The sequence below is a fragment of the Fervidibacillus halotolerans genome, assembly GCF_026547205.1.
Taxonomy (GTDB): Bacteria; Bacillota; Bacilli; order Bacillales; family Caldibacillaceae; genus Fervidibacillus; species Fervidibacillus halotolerans.
In genome coordinates, this window is sequence record NZ_CP106877.1 from 559,419 (window position 1) to 577,982 (window position 18,564).

Annotated in this window: 16 protein-coding genes; 8 read left to right on the plus strand and 8 right to left on the minus strand. The window is 37.2% G+C overall.

Annotated elements, in window-relative coordinates; all coding sequences use genetic code 11:
- The 6 genes from OE105_RS02600 to OE105_RS02625 all read right to left on the minus strand — a co-directional run bounded on the left by OE105_RS02600 (position 1) and on the right by OE105_RS02625 (position 2,024).
- Positions 1-219, minus strand: a complete 219-nt coding sequence (locus OE105_RS02600; RefSeq protein ID WP_275421175.1) for a spore germination protein — start codon at positions 217-219, stop codon at positions 1-3.
- A gap of 158 nt (positions 220-377) precedes the next feature.
- Positions 378-743 carry a spore germination protein GerPE gene (locus OE105_RS02605; protein ID WP_275421176.1) on the minus strand — a complete coding sequence of 122 codons (366 nt, stop codon included), beginning with the start codon at positions 741-743 and terminating at the stop codon, positions 378-380.
- Between the two features lies 1 nt (position 744).
- Positions 745-924, minus strand: a complete 180-nt coding sequence (locus OE105_RS02610) for a spore gernimation protein GerPD (protein ID WP_275421177.1) — start codon at positions 922-924, stop codon at positions 745-747.
- Positions 921-1,523 (minus strand): spore germination protein GerPC, encoded by a 603-nt coding sequence (gerPC, locus tag OE105_RS02615; protein ID WP_275421178.1) that lies wholly within the window; start codon positions 1,521-1,523, stop codon positions 921-923. The genes OE105_RS02610 and gerPC overlap by 4 nt, the downstream gene beginning before the upstream one ends.
- 43 nt (positions 1,524-1,566) lie before the next feature.
- Positions 1,567-1,782, minus strand: coding sequence for a spore germination protein GerPB (locus tag OE105_RS02620; RefSeq protein WP_275421179.1), 216 nt, complete (start codon positions 1,780-1,782; stop codon positions 1,567-1,569).
- 20 nt (positions 1,783-1,802) lie between these two features.
- Complete coding sequence (locus OE105_RS02625; RefSeq protein WP_275421180.1) at positions 1,803-2,024, minus strand: spore germination protein; 222 nt, start codon at positions 2,022-2,024, stop codon at positions 1,803-1,805.
- A 291-nt stretch (positions 2,025-2,315) separates the two neighbouring features.
- On the opposite strand from OE105_RS02625, the gene OE105_RS02630 reads away from it, so the two are divergent.
- The 3 genes from OE105_RS02630 (at position 2,316) to OE105_RS02640 (ending at position 6,942) form a co-directional block, all read left to right on the plus strand.
- On the plus strand, positions 2,316-3,422 hold the full coding sequence (locus OE105_RS02630) for a DUF418 domain-containing protein (RefSeq protein ID WP_275422074.1): 1,107 nt from the start codon (positions 2,316-2,318) through the stop codon (positions 3,420-3,422).
- 116 nt (positions 3,423-3,538) lie between these two features.
- On the plus strand, positions 3,539-3,892 hold the full coding sequence (locus tag OE105_RS02635; RefSeq protein ID WP_275421181.1) for a DUF1516 family protein: 354 nt from the start codon (positions 3,539-3,541) through the stop codon (positions 3,890-3,892).
- A gap of 182 nt (positions 3,893-4,074) precedes the next feature.
- Complete coding sequence (locus OE105_RS02640; protein ID WP_275421182.1) at positions 4,075-6,942, plus strand: EAL domain-containing protein; 2,868 nt, start codon at positions 4,075-4,077, stop codon at positions 6,940-6,942.
- A 354-nt stretch (positions 6,943-7,296) separates the two neighbouring features.
- On the opposite strand, the gene OE105_RS02645 is transcribed toward OE105_RS02640, so the two are convergent.
- A complete protein-coding gene (locus OE105_RS02645) occupies positions 7,297-8,991 on the minus strand; it encodes a methyl-accepting chemotaxis protein (protein ID WP_275421183.1) in 1,695 nt (564 codons plus the stop codon).
- Between the two features lie 149 nt (positions 8,992-9,140).
- Positions 9,141-10,907: an alpha-glycosidase gene (locus OE105_RS02650; protein WP_275421184.1), complete on the minus strand. Its 1,767-nt coding sequence runs from the start codon at positions 10,905-10,907 to the stop codon at positions 9,141-9,143.
- Between the two features lie 245 nt (positions 10,908-11,152).
- Here OE105_RS02650 and OE105_RS02655 point away from each other — a divergent pair, with 245 nt between their 5' ends.
- From OE105_RS02655 to OE105_RS02675, 5 genes are all read left to right on the plus strand, one after another.
- The gene (locus OE105_RS02655) at positions 11,153-12,433 is read left to right on the plus strand and encodes a sugar ABC transporter substrate-binding protein (protein WP_275421185.1); all 1,281 of its coding nucleotides are present in this window, start codon (positions 11,153-11,155) and stop codon (positions 12,431-12,433) included.
- Between the two features lie 60 nt (positions 12,434-12,493).
- Entirely contained in the window at positions 12,494-13,792 is a 1,299-nt protein-coding gene (locus OE105_RS02660; RefSeq protein ID WP_275421186.1) for a sugar ABC transporter permease, read from the plus strand.
- The gene (locus OE105_RS02665; protein ID WP_275421187.1) at positions 13,792-14,634 is read left to right on the plus strand and encodes a sugar ABC transporter permease; all 843 of its coding nucleotides are present in this window, start codon (positions 13,792-13,794) and stop codon (positions 14,632-14,634) included. The genes OE105_RS02660 and OE105_RS02665 overlap by 1 nt, the downstream gene beginning before the upstream one ends.
- Positions 14,635-14,655: 21 nt before the next feature.
- Positions 14,656-16,191 (plus strand): alpha-amylase family glycosyl hydrolase, encoded by a 1,536-nt coding sequence (locus tag OE105_RS02670; protein WP_275421188.1) that lies wholly within the window; start codon positions 14,656-14,658, stop codon positions 16,189-16,191.
- An 84-nt stretch (positions 16,192-16,275) separates the two neighbouring features.
- On the plus strand, positions 16,276-18,552 hold the full coding sequence (locus tag OE105_RS02675) for a glycoside hydrolase family 65 protein (protein WP_275421189.1): 2,277 nt from the start codon (positions 16,276-16,278) through the stop codon (positions 18,550-18,552).
- Positions 18,553-18,564: the final 12 nt, after the last annotated feature.

Genomic DNA, 18,564 nt, shown 5'->3' on the forward strand with positions numbered 1-18,564 from the left:
TCAATTGTTGGCCGCGTTTGGTTGATCCAATACGTCCGGATCTAAGGAATTCGTTGCATTAAATCCGTTGTTAGTGATGATAATGCCACCAGTATTCGAACTACCTGAGCCTTCATTTGTTTTCGAATTGGTTTTCGGGGAGATATTTAATGCATCACCAAAATTGGCAATTCCCCCAGAAATATTTAAAATTTGCAAATTTCCAATTATGGATGGCATGGAAAAACATCCTTTTCATCAGCATTTCGAAGGGAGTAGAATGACAAAGGTTGAATTTTTCGTCCTGTGAACTGAAAAACTGGCCTTTGTCATCCTATAAAAATAGAATATGAAAATTCCTACTCATTCGTTCGTTACGATTCTTCTTTTTACAATATTCATTTTGCGTTTTGTCGAATATGTTTCGTTTTTGATTCCATGAAGGTGAAGTCATTGTTTCCAATATGGACAATTGCTGAACCAGCTGCCCCGATAACCGATAAGTGGTTTACGTGAATGATTCCGACGATGTTTTCTTTCTTTTCATATAGTGGTTTTGTAATAGGGGGAAGGTGGATTGGGCGGTTAAAAATAGGATATTGATTCAAACTTCCCTCGTTACCAAAAAAGAATTCTTGCTCCCTTTGTACGGCTAATATTCGTGATCGACCGATGATTTGATGGGAGTCACCGATTTGAAGTTGGGAACTTAAATCAATGGATTGGATGTTGATGGCATTTACTTTGGCAATTCTTCGAAACATATTATCCTTCCGGCCCAAGTGGGAGTAGGGGGCCGATCACGAATGATTCTGGAGGGGTATCGAAACTCGAAGCTAGTTGAATCGTGTTCGCATCTCCAACGAGTACGAGGGATGAGGAGGACACCCCATATATTTTCACCTGTCCTACGGAAATCTCTTTGTTTTCCACATCCAACATCATGAGTCTTTCGAATCTCCCTTCTTCTGATTCTGATTAAAAAAGGTTAGGACTGCCCTTTCAATATCCGATTTGATGGTCGAAAATAATTTTTCCTCCAAATGATCTTCAGACGAGCCCGGATCCGTGTTAAATCTTTGAAGATAATAAGAAATTCGAGAAGAAAGTTGCCGTTCGATATCTTCTTTAATAAAATCGATATAAGAGGAATCAATGTTTATCTTCAGCTCATTTAATGTTTTATCGATGAATGTTGGCCATTCCTTTTCTAAATAGTCGTTCAACCGTTGTTCTACTTTTTGAATGATTTCACTTTGCGAGGGGGAATTTGATTGGAATCGAGGATGTCCGATGGAAAATTCGTCTAATTCTTGCAAATCATTTGGATTAATTCCTATATTTAATGTACCTTCCAATCGTTCAATTTTTAATTGGTCGAATTGGTAATCGATTCGTTCGATATTTATCGTCGGTTCGTTTTTCATCTTTTCAAGTTCCTGTTCCAATAGTGATTGCTTTTGTTTTATTTCTCGTATAATTTCATCTTGTTGGTTGACTTTATTAATGATTTGATGGTAGTAGTAAAATATATCTTTCTGCACGATGCCACATCCTTTACAATCAATCTTCTTGTTGACCTAATTGTTAAGATTGAAACGGTAATGGAATACTCTCAAGGGATGAACTAACAAACCCATCTTGAACGGGCTTTGGGGCAGGTTCTGTGTATTTTCCTGTATTGTAAATATGGGCTTGCGATTGAATCCTTCCTGAAGTGCCAATTTGTAAGACAGAAGAATTGGCCATACTATTTACCCGTAAAATATTGATTTGGATCGTTTGGTTAACGTGTATGTTCATATACACTTCCTCCACATTTTTTATACATTTAACACATTGCCTTGATCTTTAACATCTTTATCATACGTATTCGTTTTACTTCGGTTGTTGTACACATAAAGCCTTTCACCGGTATTGAACGAGCCTGCGCCCGAATACGTTTTAGCGGTTGATGTTGGGGCGATTTGATAAACGTCTCCAATATGAAAAACGCCACTCGATCCAATACTGTTCACTTGAACGATTCCGACGATGGCAGGCAAATTTACCACTCCCGGCTAATCAATTTCCCGGTTGGTGACCGATTGAATCACCAACATTTCATACCCATCATCGATTTTACATTCCAACTATGAAGGGATTTTACTTTAGTTTATGCGTAATAGAATGAAATGTGATAAAAATGCCCAGAGGTCGATTCGTTCATTTCATTTATTCATTTTGTATAAAGTTCGCAAATTTACAGAAAGGGGATTGTTATGGGGGAGAGAGGCAGAATTTTTTTCGTTGATGTTTTGAGGGGGATATCAATTTTTGGAATTTTTATTGTGAATATGTATTTCTTTTCGATGCCATATGTGTATGTAGATCCATTTTCTGAAGCAGATTCTGTATTGGATCGAACCATTTACTTGTTAACGGATGTTTTCGCCCAAGCGAGTTTTTACCCGCTGTTTTCCTTTCTCTTCGGGTATAGTTTTATCCTCTTAATGGAGAAATTAGAGGAGAGACAATTGAATACTGGTAAAATTCTTTTTCGTAGAATGGTGGTACTGTTCATCATTGGGTTTATACATATCATTCTTTTTTGGTCAGGGGATATTTTAGTTACTTATGCGACGATAGGATTTTTATTATTGTTCGTGAAAAAATGGGGGGAAAGAAAATTAACCATTACGGCAATCTTGCTCTACTCCATCCCACAGTTGTTTCTATCACTCTTACTTTTAATCTTTATCCACTTTGTTCAACTAACAGAACTGAATTCACAGATTGAAAAGATGGGCGCTCAAGCTACAAAAATCTATCAAAATGGCAACTTTTTGGAAGTAGCCCGTTTTCGAATCGAAGAGTGGTGGTATTTTAGTGGGGTTTTAAATTTTAATGTCATAATCATCCTTTTCTTAACAATTTTTCCATTGTTTTTAATCGGTATGGCCTTTGCCAAAGGGAGAAGATTGGAAAAAAGTGAAGCGAACCGGAAATTTTTTAAAAGACTGTTCCTGTTTACCTTTCCTACCGGGCTGTTATTGAAGTTCGTGCCTTATTTTACAAGTAAAAATGAAGCAACCGAATATATTCAAGATTTCATTGGAGGACCACTTCTGGCCTTCGCCTATATTTCTTTATTTTATATCCTTGTTAACGGAGGTGAGAAGAGGAAAATATGGCGATATTTTGCAGATGTGGGTAAAATGTCCTTGACGAATTATCTACTTCAATCATTAATAAGTACTTTTTTATTTTATGGGTATGGCCTCGGTCTGTATGGAAAACTCGCATACTATGAAACAACATTCATCGTTTTAATCATTTACCTCTTTCAAATTCTTTTCAGTCGCTATTGGTTCCAGTTTTATCGACAAGGTCCGGTAGAATGGATTTGGCGCGGATTCACCTTTGGTCGTTTTTCACCATTAAAAAAGGGGGCACCGAAATAATATAAGTTTAATTTTGGCATTTTTTTAAAAAATTCCCATCATCAATGCGGATGATTATAAAGATCCGATGTATTATGATATGATCAGAATAATAAAAAATAAAGGAGAGATGAAAAATGACACATTTACATATAACAACATGGGTACTTACATTATTGTTATTTTTTACGTTATTCATCGTGCAAAAGGGAGAAAACAAAAGGCTCGTTAAAGGATTACAAATCGCATTACGAGTAATGTATCTATTCATCATAGCGACCGGTCTCCATTTATTTTTCCAAGTAGATGCAAATTTTCAATACGATATTAAAATGTTGGCGGGGATTTTAACAATTGCTGCAATGGAACTCCTTTTCAATTCTTATAAGAAAGGAAAATTAACGAAAGTATTTGGCTTCATCTTCGCTGCTATACTAATCTATACGATTTACTTAGGATTCCGTCTTCCACTTGGTATTTTTTTCTACTAAATACAACTAGTCCAATGGATGAAGGAATTCCGTAAATTATTTTTCGTCGCAGAACTTCCATGTCTAAAAAACGTACCGAAGGACTTGAATTTATTACATTTTGTAGTAAAATATGTTATTTTATAAAATAGGGTAGGTTTTTTGACATAATATGGGATTTGAAAAGCAGGTGGAAGTCTGTGGTGAAAACATTCAGTTGTCAATACTCCGATGAAGCAACTTTGAAACAGTTTATTCAAAAACATCAATTGCAAACATATAAACATCTGTTAGTGCAAGCATTTGTGAAAGACGATGATCGAAAGTGGATTCAACAAGTGCAAAAGGCGATAAAAAAACTTCTACCGAATAGTCAATTGATCGGGTGTACATGTTCGGAATCGATTCATCTTGGGGAGAGAATCGTAAATCAAAATATACTGACCTTTACCGCCTTTGAACAGACGAAAATTCAAACGTTCGTATTGGAAGAGTCGGAACTGAATAATATAGAGGAGATCAATCGTTCGATAACATCTGATTTATCAGCATATTTCTTATTTACTACGGGGGAATATGCGAAGCTAGAATCATTGCATCAATATTTGTCAATTCAAAAAAAAATATCGGGTGTAGGTGCAGTTGTCCATTCAAATTGGGCGCATTCGAATGTACTTTTTTCCATCGATCGTATCATCCATGGTGCGATAATCGTCTTTTTTTATAATACGAATTTAACAGTTACAACTTACACAGACCGATGGGAAGAATCGAGTTACCGTTTCCGTATTACTCAATCGGAGGGGAATCGGGTGATGGAAATAGATGGAGAAAACCCGCTCCTCCGATTTCGCAAGCATTTTAAACAATTGTTCGCATCAAATATCAATCTGGATCCTTCTTCGTTACCTTTTCTTCTCACCCGGAGAAAGGGGAAGGATTTATCCCGTATATTACGTTTTTTTCATGACGGAACCTTTGAATTGAGTACAACACCGATTCAAAGGGAGGAATATGCCCTCGTTCATCCAGATGATTATCAATCTATCCTTCGTTTAGAGCATTTTATGGAAAATCCGATTGAATCGATCTTTGTCTTTACGTCTACTTGGCAACAGGATGTGTACCCCTTACAAACGAAGGAAAAATTGAAACATCTGCAAAATACCGCCCCAACATTCGGGATTTTATCAAACGTGCATTTCCTTTCTAAAGAGGACCGATTTTTGCGACAAATGTATTCCTTTCAAGCAATCGGTTTATCGGAAACACCCATAAAACAAAAAAAGGAACCGTTTCGTTGGCAGTCAGGAGAAAGGAATTTATTACTATACTATCGGGATTTGCTTTCCATAAATGAACAATCATTCAAACGATTGAAAGAACGTTATTTTACGGTAAACGAATATTTCAACTCCCTATTTGAGCATAATGATGACTTCGTTTTTTCAGTGGATTTATATGGGCGTTTTACCCGTGTAAATCAAACGTTTCTGTCAACCTTTGGCATTAAAGAAGAGGAAATCATCGGCAAATCCGTCCTCAATTATGTAAAAAAAGAAGATCTTCGGCAAGTGAAACGGTATTTTATAAAATCATTAAAAGGGTATGAACAGTCATATCAAATTACCCTTCCATTTACAGGAAACCAAATTTTTCAAATCCGCAATATTCCTATTTTCATTAATGGACAACCGGAAGGAATTATCGGGTTTGGAAGGAATTTTACTGAAAAAATTAAATTTGAAGAAAAAATTATTCAACTAGCTTATTATGACCGGGAGACAAATTTACCGAATCGATCGTTGATTATTGAAACGATTACAGAAGAAATCGATCGGGTGAGTGCAAAAGGAAGCGGAAATCTTACATTGATGTTTCTCGATATCGATCGTTTTAAAATGATTAACGACAGTTTAGGTCATCAAATTGGCGATCAAGTAATTAAGGATATCGCATACCGAATTCAATGGATTATTCCTGAAGATGTAAAGATCGGTCGATTTGGTGGAGATCAATTTGCCCTAATTTTTCCCTCTGCTTATGATTCAAAACGAATTTTAACTATTGGCCAGCAATTATTGGACGAAATTTCCAAACCCTTTGTACACGAAGGGCAGGAATTCTTTTTATCCGCTAGTGCAGGGGTAAGCGTGTATCCGGAAGACGGAAAGGATACAGTACTCATTTTAAAAAATGCGGATATGGCGATGAACCGGGCAAAAAAATTAGGGGGAAATAAAATCACCTTTTTTTCTAATGAAATGAATAATCAAATCAAGCAACGGTTTGAGTTGGAAAATTATTTACGAAGAGCGATTGAAAAGGACGAATTACGTTTATGTTATCAACCGCTGATCGATTTGAAAACGGGAGCGATTATCGGAAGTGAATCCCTTATTCGATGGCATCATCCAAAACTCGGTTTGATCTCACCGTTAAACTTTATCCCAATTGCCGAAGAAACTGGCTTGATTCATGAAATCGGTAATTGGGTATTACACGAGGCCTGTAAACAAAATAAAAAATGGATCGATGAGGGGATTGGAAATTTATCGATATCCGTCAATGTATCAGCCGTCCAGTTCCAACATCCGAATTTTATTGATTATGTAAAAAATGCTTTAAATACTTCGAAATTAGATCCGACGTTGTTACATTTGGAATTGACGGAAAGTGGAATGCTTTTTAATCTGCAACATGCGGTTGAGACGATGAAAAAATTACAAAAACTTGGCGTAAAAGTTTCCATTGATGATTTTGGAAAAGGTTATTCATCGTTAAGCTATTTAAAAAATTTGCCGATAAATATATTAAAAATCGATCGTTCTTTAATTCGGCATATTCATGAAAAGCAGGTGGATCGGTCTATCGTCCAAGCGATTATAACGATGGGAAATGGTCTTTCAGTGAAAATTGTTGCGGAAGGTGTCGAGTCCTTCGAACAAATTGAGGAGCTAAAGAAATTAGATTGCCATTACGCACAAGGATACTATATAGAAAAACCAATCGATGCACTTACTTTTTCAGAACGAATAAAAAACCACCGACAAATTCTTTCAAATCCATAATTTATAGGGGGGCTGTCTATTAAGTTGATTTTCCGGCTTATAGACGCCCTTTCTAATTTAGATTCTTTGTCAAATCGTGTTGGTGAATAATTTCGTGGATTTTTTTCGGATCAGGGTCCATTCATCCAAAATCGATTTGAAGTGACTCGTCCCATTGGCGGCCGCATCCCGCGGGCACGGCTCGAGCCTCCTCGCCACTTGTTTCTATTTTTTTTGATTAAAAAAAGGTGCTGGTTTTTAGTCACCAACACCAAAAATGATAGAGCCCTAATTTATTAAAATTGAATAATCAATGGTGATTGTTTCCTTTCAAGTGAAACTAATCTACTAGAAAGCCTATTTTTCTATCGATTGCTATACTTTAAACGTGCCAATTAATTGATTTAAATTGTTTGAGTAATCTTCCAGTCCTTTTAACACATTATCAATTTCCTTTAGCAAGTTCCATTGTTTTTCCGATGCAATGGATATATTTTGTGCATAATCGTTCGTTTTGTTTGCAATGGATGCCGTTTCGTTAGCTGAAACAGAGACCTGTTCGGTTACGGCAGATATTTGTTGGGAGGACGAAGTAATTTCACCGATATACGTATTGATCTCACCCATCGATTGTTTTAAATCGGTAAATAGTTTTTCTAAAGACCGAACGTTTCGAACCCCATTTTTGACGGTTTCGTTCGTTTTTACCATCTCTTCCGCTGCATGGAATGTGTCCTTTTGAATAATAAGGACCGTTTCATCAATTTGTTTTGTGAAGTTTGCCGTTTGCTCAGCAAGTTTACGAATCTCCTGTGCAACGACAGCAAATCCTTTTCCTGAGTCACCTGCTCTAGCTGCTTCGATTGCAGCATTTAAAGAGAGTAAATTCGTCTGTTCCGAAATTTCATGAATCATTTGTGTCATTTTTCCGATTTCCTTCGATTTTTCACTTAAGGATTGGACTCGTTCGGCAGATTTTTCAATTTGTTCATGAATGTTGTTCATTTCTTCTACCGTTTTCAACATTTGGGTATTTCCTGCATTCGTTTTTTCAGTGACAAGATTCGTTTGATTTAATGTATCTGTCGTTCGTTGTGCAATGGTAGCCATTTCCTTTGATGCCTCTTGAACGGCTGAAGCACTTTCTTCAGAAAGCAATCTTTGTTGTTGGGCCCGGTCAGCCATTTCCACGATTGACTGATTGATCGATTCGGTAAAAGTGGTGAATTCTTCGATATCCTTTGAAAGTTTATCCGATGCTGCTTTTAAGTCATTGGCATTCCGTTTCACCGTATGTACGATACTTTGTAAACTTCGTAGAAATTTGTTGAACCAAAATACTAATTCACCTAGTTCGCTATTCCGATTTTTAATTTGAATTTCCTTCGTTAAGTCTCCTTTTCCCGCAGCAATTTCTTTAAACTGACGAATCATCTGTCGCATGGGGATTAAAATTGAACGCATTAAAAAGATGGTAAAACTAATTGCTAAAGTAATAATAATAATCGCTGTAAGGATTTGGATTAGTTCCATCCGATTTTGTAAGGAGACTAAGTTGTTTCTTTCGTTCTCCACTTCCTGTTGAACAACTTTGACCATCGAATCGATGACCGGCTCGATTTTCGTTTCGTAAATCGTTCGTTGATCATATAAATGTTTTGCTTTCGCCCGCTTTTCATCGCCTTCATCGTAAAGTGCCATCGATTCTTCATGCAACTGTAAATATTGTTGGAAATATGTATCGAATTGTTGAAGGAATTCATATAACTGTTCTGTTTTTGCTCGACTTTGCAAAGAGGAAACGATCCGTTGCACGTCTTCGGTCTTTCGCTCAATTTCCTTCGTGTAATTCTCATTTCCCGTTAGTAATAATGCTCGCTCCTCCTTTGATATCCCGGTTAGCTGAAGTTGGAGGCTTTCCAAATCCCGTTGAAATTCCAATAATTCAATAAAGGATTCATTTTTCTTTAATTGATGATTTTGGATAAAAATAGATAAGCCACCGATCATCACCATGCCTATGACCATAAATATTAATAAAAACGTTAATCGACGTTTAATTGTCATCATCGTCAACACCTCGAATGTGAATAAGAATCGGTAAAATGGAAGAAACCAAAATACAAAAGATTGGATTGTATTTTGGTTTCGCTCTTTCTATATAAAAGGGGGAATAGATGTGAACAAAATTGAAAATTTATGAAATTGATATGGATTCTTTATTTCTGAAATAATAAAAACCGAAAACCGTAAGCATCCGTTTGAACTTTCATGTTATGGCCGGGAACTTTTCTTTCCTCCGTCCATAGATCGATATATGCGGAGTAAGGTGAAAGATCAATCGGGATTTGGATTTCTAAAGGCTTATCCGAATGGTTCATTACACATAGGAGCAATTCGGATTTATTTTCTTTCATATAAATCAAATGGTTCGTTTCATCATTTGCTTCAACAAATTTCAACGTTCCATCATTGGCCATAATTGGATATGTTTTGCGAAGATGAATTAATTTTTTTACATGCTGAAATAATTCTACATTTTGCTTATCCCGATCCCATATCATACACTTTCTACATCCCGGATCCTGTTTTCCAGTCATCCCTATTTCATCACCGTAATATATACATGGGGTACCGATAAAACTCATTTGAAATGCTAACATTTGCTTGATTTTCGGTTGGTGGAACTTGGCGACATTTTGAATTCGCGGTGTATCGTGACTCCCGAGTAAATTAAAGGAAACTTCATTGACATTTTGTGGATACGAATGGATGACATGCTGAATTGTTTCGGAAAATTCCTTCGCTTTCATCTCATCCTTCGCAAAGAAATTCAACGTACCGTATGTAAAGGGATAATTCATTACCGCATCGAACTCATCCCCCTGTAACCAAGGCATGGAATCGTGCCAAATTTCTCCAAGAATATATACATCTTCTTTAATTGCCTTTACTTCTTTTCGAAATTCTCGCCAAAAGGCATGATCCACTTCATTGGCAACATCTAATCTCCATCCGTCAATATCAAATTCTTTAACCCAATACTTTCCTACATCTAATAAATATTTTTTTACTTCTGGATTTTCCGTATTTAACTTTGGCATCTGACTCGTAAAGGCGAACGTGTCGTAATTTGGAATTGGCTCCATTTTTAAAGGGAACTCGCGAATATGAAACCAATCTTTATACTTCGATTTCTCTCCATTTTTTAAAACATCTTGAAAAGGAGGGAAGTAATAACCGCTGTGGTTAAAGACAGCATCGAGCATAATCTTTATTCCTCGTTTGTGACATTCTTCCACGAGTTTTTTAAAGGTTTTTTTATCACCAAATTGGGGATCGATTTCGAAATAATCGATCGTATCGTATTTATGGTTTGAATACGCTTTGAAAATCGGTGTAAAATAAATGCCGTTGATTCCAAGCTCTTCCAAATAATCTAAATGCTGCATAATCCCTTCGAAATCTCCACCGAAAAAATTCGTCGGTGTCGGATCCGTGCTACCCCATGGGAGAGTATCTTTTGGATCATTATTCGGGTCCCCATTAGCAAACCGTTCTGGAAATATTTGATACCATATTGTATTTTTCACCCAATCGGGCGCTTTAAAAACGTCGACCGGATTAATAAAGGGGAAACAAAAATAATAAGCGGTATCATCTAACGGTGCTTCTCGGAAAAACCCTTTTTCCGTATAAACGATCGTTTCTTCCCCTTCAAATAATTCGAAACCGTACCGCATACGCCGAAATTCCGGTTGAACCGATGCAAACCAATAATCGAAAAGAGTATCTTGTCCTGATTTAACCATCGGTATTTTCTTCGTTATCCATTTTCCATTATTCCATTCATACGGATCTCCATAAATTAGGGATACTTTTTCCATCTCTCCCTTTTTAGATCGGATCCGAATATGTAATGTTTTTTCATCGTAAGCATAGACGAACTCGTTTTTTGGACGGTGAAATATTGCTTCTTTAAGCATGGAATCCCTCCTTCGATTGTGCAAACGATTGCATAATAATTATATATGAAAACGGTGTCAAAGTCAATCGTTTTCATTACTTTTTTTGTAAAAATTTATGCTTGATTTTTTATTTTGAGCGTTTTATAATTAAATTCGAAAAGTGCAATCGTTTTCATTAGAGGCTTGAAATTTTAACTTTAATTATTTTTTTAACATCTAATGCAAACGTTTGTACAAATTTTAATAAAAAGGAGTAGGGGAAAATGAAAAAAGCTCTATCCGTATTTCTCGTCTTTCTTTTAATGGTAGGAATTCTTTCTGGTTGTGGTCCAGACCGTGATTCGGAATCGAAAACGGGAGATGACCAAAACACGAATAACTCTGGAGAAGAAGTAGAAAAACCGGACAAGCTCGTCGTTTGGGTAAACGATGAAGAAAAGCAGAAGGAAGCATTGGAACAAATTTTTAATAAGTACACAGAAGAAACTGGAATTGAAATTGAAATGGTTGAAGTGAGTATGCTAGATCAAATACAAAACCTGTCGTTGGATGGTCCAGCAGGTAAAGGTCCAGATGTGTTTTTCCAACCCCATGACCGAATCGGAGATATCGTTTTACAAGGTTTAGCTGATCCGATCGATTTAGGGGATGAGAAAGAAGACTATTCAGAAACGGCTATTTCAGCTGTCACTTATGATGGAGAAACGTACGGTGCCCCCCTTGTTGTGGAAACATACGGAATGTTTTATAACAAAGATCGGGTAAGCGAAGCACCGAAAACCTTTGAAGAATTACAAAAAATCGCTGATGAGCAAACGAATGCTTCCAACGAAGAATATGGATTTTTAATGGAAGCTGCAAACTTGTATTTTATATGGCCCTTTTTCGCTTCAAACGGTGCCTATATCTTTAAACGGGGAGATGACGGCTCTTACGATACAAACGATATCGGTTTAGCCAATGAAGGAGCGAAAAAAGCCGGAGAAATTATTCGAAATTGGTTTGATAAAGGTCAAATTCCGGTCGGTATAACTCCTGATATTATGAACGGATTGTTTAAAGATGGAAAGGTTAGTGTTGTCATTAACGGACCTTGGATGGCTCGTGAATATCAAGATGCTTTAGGAGATAAATTAGGCATTTCGATTTTACCTGAAATTGATGGTAACGTTGGAAAATCCTTCGTTGGTGTAAAATCTTGGATGCTATCCGCTTATTCGGAAAATAAAGAATGGGCCGTTGACTTTATGAAGTTTATTACAAATAAAGAGAATTCCTTAACGTACTTTGAAATAGCTGGAGAAATGCCTGCTAACGAAGCTGCTCTTACTGACCCGTTAGTAACGGACGATCCGATTGTTGGTGCCTTTGCAGAACAAGTTCAATATGGTGAACCGATGCCGAGCGTTCCAGAAATGCAACAAGTTTGGGAACCTGCGAATAAAGCATTAGAACTTTTGTCAAAAGGTGAAGATACAGGAGTATTAGATGAAGCAGTAGATCAAATTAAGGCTAATATTATCGCCAGCGGTGGCGGACAGTAAGCGGAATGGGTGGATAGGAACGTTTCCTATCCACCGTATTCCTTAATGGGAGGGATTTATATGTCGAAGGTAAAAAATGAAACTCGAGACAAAAGTAGACATAACCCAAAACTTGCGATGATTTTATCCATTTTGTATGCCGGGCTTGGACAGTTGTACAATCGACGTTACGGAAAAGCAGCTGTGCTAATCATCGTCGAAACTGCCTATTTAATTGCCTTTGCTGATTATATGAATATCGGATTTTGGGGACTTGTTACTTTAGGCGAGATTCCAATGGTCGATCATTCGATTTTTCTACTTATTCAAGGACTAATTTCTGTTTTATTACTCGCTTTTGGATTGACGGTTTATATTATTAACGTACGTGATGCGTATAAAGAAGCGACGGAAATACGGAATGGGAAAAAACGGCCGTCCTGGAGTGAAGCTCTACGCCATGCTTGGGATACGGGCTTTCCATATATATTCATCACCCCCGGTGTCGTCATGCTTATGTTCGTCACCTTTCTTCCAATTATGTTTATGATTGCCCTAGCCTTTACAAACTACAACCAATACAATTCCCCACCGAGGAAACTGTTGGATTGGGTCGGCTTTGAAAACTTTGTTAACTTAGTCAAGATCGATATTTGGTCGGATACGCTGTTTAGTGTTTTGGCTTGGACATTAATATGGACGCTCGTAGCAACAACGTTACAAATTGCATTAGGCTTATTCCTTGCCCTACTTGTAAATGATCCCCGTATTAAAGGAAAAAGAATTATTCGGACGATTTTAATTTTACCTTGGGCGGTTCCTGCTTTTGTAACGATCTTAATATTTTCAGCGATGTTTAATGATCAATTTGGCGCAATTAATAAGGATATCCTCTCCATATTTGGATTGTCCTTCCCGTGGTTAACGGATCCTTTTTACACTAAAATTGCATTAATTATGATTCAAACGTGGTTAGGTTTTCCCTTTGTCTTTGCGTTGTTTACTGGCGTTTTACAAAGTATTTCAAAAGACTGGTATGAAGCCGCTGAAGTGGATGGGGGAAATCGTTGGCAAAAATTTCAATATATTACGTTACCGCATATTTTATATGCAACTGCACCCCTTTTAATTATGCAATATACTGGAAACTTCAATAATTTCAATATCATCTATTTGTTTAATCAAGGGGGTCCAGCCGTTCGTGGGCAAAATGCTGGAGGAACGGATATTTTAATTTCTTGGGTTTATAAATTAACTTTTGAAACGAATAACTACAATATGGCAGCGGCTATTTCGATTATTATCGGTCTCATTGTGATCGGGTTTGCCTTTTTCCAATTCAGACGGACGCGATCCTTTAAAGAGGAGGGGAATATCTAATGTCTAGAAAAACGAAATCACGGATCGAAGTGACCCTAATTTATCTATTTCTCACTTTTATGGCAGTCGTAATCTTTTATCCACTACTTTGGACGATCGGTTTATCACTTAATCCGGGGACAAGTTTGTATTCATCTTCCATGATTCCTGAAAATTGGTCGCTGGAACATTATAAATGGTTATTTACAAGTCCAGATAGTGATTATTTGCTTTGGTATAAAAATAGTTTGATCGTGGCGTTTGCCAATTCCTTTTTTTCTGTTATTTTAACAGCATTGATTGCTTATGCCTTTTCTCGATATAATTTCATAGGTCGAAAATGGGGACTGTATTCTTTCCTACTTTTACAAATGTTCCCATCTTTAATGTCGATGGTTGCATTATACATTTTATTGAATTCTTTAAATTTACTTAACACATTAACGGGATTAATCCTCGTTTATGTCGGTGGACAAATTCCATTTAATGCTTGGCTTGTTAAAGGATATTTTGATACGATTCCTCGGGAACTGGATGAAGCGGCAAGAATCGACGGTGCGGGTCATTTAGGGGTATTCTTTAAAATTATGCTACCTCTTGCTACACCTATTTTATCCGTTGTCGCTCTGTTTAACTTTATGGCACCATTTACCGATTTCCTTTTGCCAAGTATCATTATTCGGAATCCGGAAAAATATACGTTGGCTGTCGGTTTATTCAATTTTATTAATGACCAATTCGCTAACAATTTCACCCGATTTGCTGCAGGTTCCATTTTAATCGCTGTACCAATCGCCATCGTATTTTTATATTTGCAACGGTATTTGATCACAGGGCTTACGGCAGGTGGAACAAAGGGTTAAGATGCGGAAGGAGGACTGGAGATGAAAAAATTCTTTTTTGCGGTCATTTTCCTATTTTCATTCCTTTTGAATACGACCGTGTGGGCAGCTCCTTCTTTGGAAAGACAGTGGCGGGATGAAACGATCTATTTTATCCTAATCGACCGCTTTAACAACGGTGATGAATCCAATGATTATCATGTCGATCCTTCCGATCCGTTGGCATATCATGGCGGTGATTTTCAAGGCATTATCGACCGGTTGGATTATTTAAAGAATTTAGGTTTCACCGCCCTTTGGTTGACTCCGGTTTTTGATAACTCTGATAAAGGATATCATGGGTATTGGATTCGGGATTTTTATAATACGGAAGAACATTTCGGTACCATTGACGATTTGAAAAGATTGGTGGAGGAAGCCCATAAACGGGATATGAAAATAATTTTGGATTTCGTCGTCAATCATACATCACCAGATCATCCTTGGGTAACGGATCCGGAAAAAAAGAACTGGTTCCATGAAAAGAAGGAAATTTTCGATTGGAAGAACCAGGAACAGTTAGAAAATGGATGGATATTTGGGCTTCCCGATTTGGCCCAAGAAAATCCAGAGGTGAAGCAATATTTGATTGACGTGGCGAAATGGTGGATTACGGAAACGGATATCGATGGCTATCGACTCGATACGGTGAAACATGTGCCGATCGATTTTTGGAAAGATTTTTCGAAGGAAGTAAAATCGGTAAAAGAGGATTTCTATTTATTAGGAGAAGTGCTAGATTATGATCCGAACTATATTCACGAATACTTCGATGCGGGAATCGACGGTTTTGTTGATTACCCCCTTTATGATCGGATACGAACGGCCTTTTCTAAACCTGGGAATTTATCGAGAGTAATCGACCTTTTAGAGTACAATGAAGAACTGTATGAACATCCGGAACTGATGGGACAATTTATCGATAATCACGATACTCCCCGATTTACGAGGGAAATATTACAGGCAAATGAAAAACCTGAAATTCGTTGGAAATTAGCGCTTACCTTTATGTATACGACACCAGGAATTCCGATCATTTATTATGGAACGGAAATTGCCCTAGACGGGGGAGGAGATCCGGATAACCGACGTTTGATGGATTTTGAAAAACAAAGTGATTTAACGGACTATATTAGCAAATTAGGTGAAATTAGAAATGAAAATCGATCATTTACTCGCGGGGATATAACATTTCTTTATAACTCAAATGGAATGGTCGTATATAAGAGGGAATACGAACATGAAACGACAATTGTCGCCTTAAACAACACGGATCAACCCCAGGAATTATCCCTTTCTGAACAAGATATTGGAAAAGATGTCGTGTTAAATGAATTGACTGGGAATGGTGAAACGATCCATAACCAAAATGGTTCGTATATTTTTAAACTCGATGGGGAAACCAGTACGATTTATCGGATGGAAGAAAATGAACGGGAACATGTATCGGGAATATCTTTCCTTTTCATTTTCCTTGCAATTTTAGCAGTGATTAGTATTTTTTATCTTTTCAGACATAAAAGGGTTATCGAAAAGTAATAAGAACGTAGTAAGTGAGTGAATGACTTACTGGAAATAGATGCACGATTTTCGTCTCACCCTTTTGAACAGGAGGAATTTGCGATGGGTTATTTACGACTATTTGAAATTGATGAATGGAAAATAAGAACGAAACAACTTAGCAAAGAACATAAACGATTGCAAGAAAGTCTCATAAGTATCGGAAATGGCTATATGGGAATGCGGGGGAATTTTGAAGAGGATTATTCCGGTGATCACCATCAAGGAGTTTATATTGCAGGCGTTTGGTTCCCAGATAAAACGAGGGTTGGCTGGTGGAAAAACGGGTATCCTGAATATTTCGGAAAAGTGATTAATACGGTTAATTTTTTAAAAACAAATATTTATATAAATGGCGAAAAAGTCGATTTATTTGTAGATCAACTGCATGATTTTCATTTAGAATTAAATATGAAGACTGGTGTATTATACCGAGACTTTACTATTGAAAAACACGGCTTACGTTATCGCATACAAGTGGAACGGTTTGTAAGTCTAGATGTAAAAGAACTTTGTGCTGTAAATATTTCCGTTACTAGTCTAGATGCTGATGCGGATATAAAGATTGTATCTGCTTTGGATGGGGATGTTCGGAATGAAGATGCCAACTACGATGAAATGTTTTGGATGCCGGTAAAATCGGAAAAACGTTCGTTAGTAGTGGAAACGAAGCCGAATCCCTTTGGAATCGAACAGTTTTCCGTGGCGGTAACGATGGAAAATCGAACGTCAAATTTAGAAAAACAATCTGATCATGTGACCGATTTGGAAGTGTCTGAAAGTTTTTTAGGAACCGTTTTAAAGGGAGAAAAGGCGACATTAGAAAAGCGGATCATCGTTACAACAAGCCGGGATTATGAAAAGGAAAAGGTTCTCTCAGCTGGAAAAAAAATATTGGACGAAATCGGAAAATTTCGTTATGATGAATTGAAAGAAAGCCATGAACGACTTTGGGAAAAGCGGTGGGAAAGGGCAGATGTTACGATCGGTGGTGATCCAGCCAATCAGCAAGGAATCCGATTTAATATTTTTCAACTGTTTTCCACCTATTACGGGGAGGACAAACGGCTCAATATCGGCCCTAAAGGATTTACTGGTGAAAAATATGGAGGAGCGACCTATTGGGATACGGAAGCCTTTGTTTTCCCTTTTTATTTAGCGACGGCGGATCCAAGCGTTGCGAAACATTTATTGGAGTACAGATACGAACAGTTACCTCAAGCTTATGATAATGCGAAAAAGCTCGGATTGAAAGGTGCCCTGTATCCAATGGTAACCTTCAATGGAGTCGAATGCCATAACGAATGGGAAATTACCTTTGAAGAAATCCATCGAAATGGTGCAATCGCTTATGCCATTTACAATTATACGAATTACACGGGAGATCAGAGTTATTTAGTTGAAAAGGGAATCGATGTTCTTGTTGGCATTAGCCGATTTTGGGCAGATCGGGTTCATTTCCATAAAGAGAAACAGGTATATATGATTCATGGTGTTACCGGACCAAATGAATATGAAAATAATGTCAATAACAACTGGTATACGAATTATATTGCGGTTTGGACGTTGAAATATACGTTGGAAGCGTTGAAACTTGTATCAAAAGAAAAGCGCTTAAGTTTGAATATTACCGATGAGGAAACAAAAGATTGGCAACATATTATCGACCATATGTATTTTCCGTATGATGAAAAACGGAAAATTTATGTGCAACACGATACATTTTTAGATAAAGAATTAAAAACCGTTCAAGATTTGTCATCGGATGATCTACCCCTTAATCAAAAATGGTCGTGGGATAAAATCTTACGCTCATGTTTTATCAAACAGGCAGATGTATTACAAGGGATATACTTTTTTGGTGATCATTTTACGATGGAGGAAAAAAGACGCCATTTTGAATTTTATGAACCGATGACCGTTCATGAATCCAGTTTGTCACCGAGTGTCCATACGATTTTAGCAGCGGAACTTCGGAGAGGCGATAAGGCGGTGGAATTATACGAGCGAACGGCAAGGCTTGATTTAGACAATTATAACAATGATACAGAAGATGGTCTTCATATTACTTCGATGACTGGGGGGTGGCTTGCCATCGTCCAAGGTTTTGCCGGTATGAGAACGTATAACGGTCAATTATCCTTTGCACCGATTATCCCAAAAAAGTGGACCGATTATAGTTTCCATGTGAATTATCGCAACCGCCTTTTATTCGTTCATGTGAAACGGGATGAAACGTCGATTACTTTGGTAAAGGGTGATCCGTTAGTTTTAAACATGTATGAAAAGTCAATTGAAGTTCAACATGAATATAAATGTAAGACCGAGATCGTTGAATAGAATGATTAAATA

Bases quoted from the DNA above. Each gene is read 5' to 3' on its own strand.
- OE105_RS02620 (WP_275421179.1), bottom strand. From the start codon at position 1,782: ATGAACATACACGTTAACCAAACGATCCAAATCAATATTTTACGGGTA.
- OE105_RS02605 (WP_275421176.1), bottom strand. From the start codon at position 743: ATGTTTCGAAGAATTGCCAAAGTAAATGCCATCAACATCCAATCCATT.
- OE105_RS02665 (WP_275421187.1), top strand. From the start codon at position 13,792: ATGTCTAGAAAAACGAAATCACGGATCGAAGTGACCCTAATTTATCTA.
- OE105_RS02660 (WP_275421186.1), top strand. From the start codon at position 12,494: ATGTCGAAGGTAAAAAATGAAACTCGAGACAAAAGTAGACATAACCCA.
- OE105_RS02630 (WP_275422074.1), top strand. From the start codon at position 2,316: ATGTATTTCTTTTCGATGCCATATGTGTATGTAGATCCATTTTCTGAA.
- OE105_RS02600 (WP_275421175.1), bottom strand. From the start codon at position 219: ATGCCATCCATAATTGGAAATTTGCAAATTTTAAATATTTCTGGGGGA.
- OE105_RS02610 (WP_275421177.1), bottom strand. From the start codon at position 924: ATGATGTTGGATGTGGAAAACAAAGAGATTTCCGTAGGACAGGTGAAA.
- OE105_RS02655 (WP_275421185.1), top strand. From the start codon at position 11,153: ATGAAAAAAGCTCTATCCGTATTTCTCGTCTTTCTTTTAATGGTAGGA.
- OE105_RS02650 (WP_275421184.1), bottom strand. From the start codon at position 10,907: ATGCTTAAAGAAGCAATATTTCACCGTCCAAAAAACGAGTTCGTCTAT.
- OE105_RS02645 (WP_275421183.1), bottom strand. From the start codon at position 8,991: ATGATGACAATTAAACGTCGATTAACGTTTTTATTAATATTTATGGTC.
- OE105_RS02670 (WP_275421188.1), top strand. From the start codon at position 14,656: ATGAAAAAATTCTTTTTTGCGGTCATTTTCCTATTTTCATTCCTTTTG.
- OE105_RS02635 (WP_275421181.1), top strand. From the start codon at position 3,539: ATGACACATTTACATATAACAACATGGGTACTTACATTATTGTTATTT.
- OE105_RS02675 (WP_275421189.1), top strand. From the start codon at position 16,276: ATGGGTTATTTACGACTATTTGAAATTGATGAATGGAAAATAAGAACG.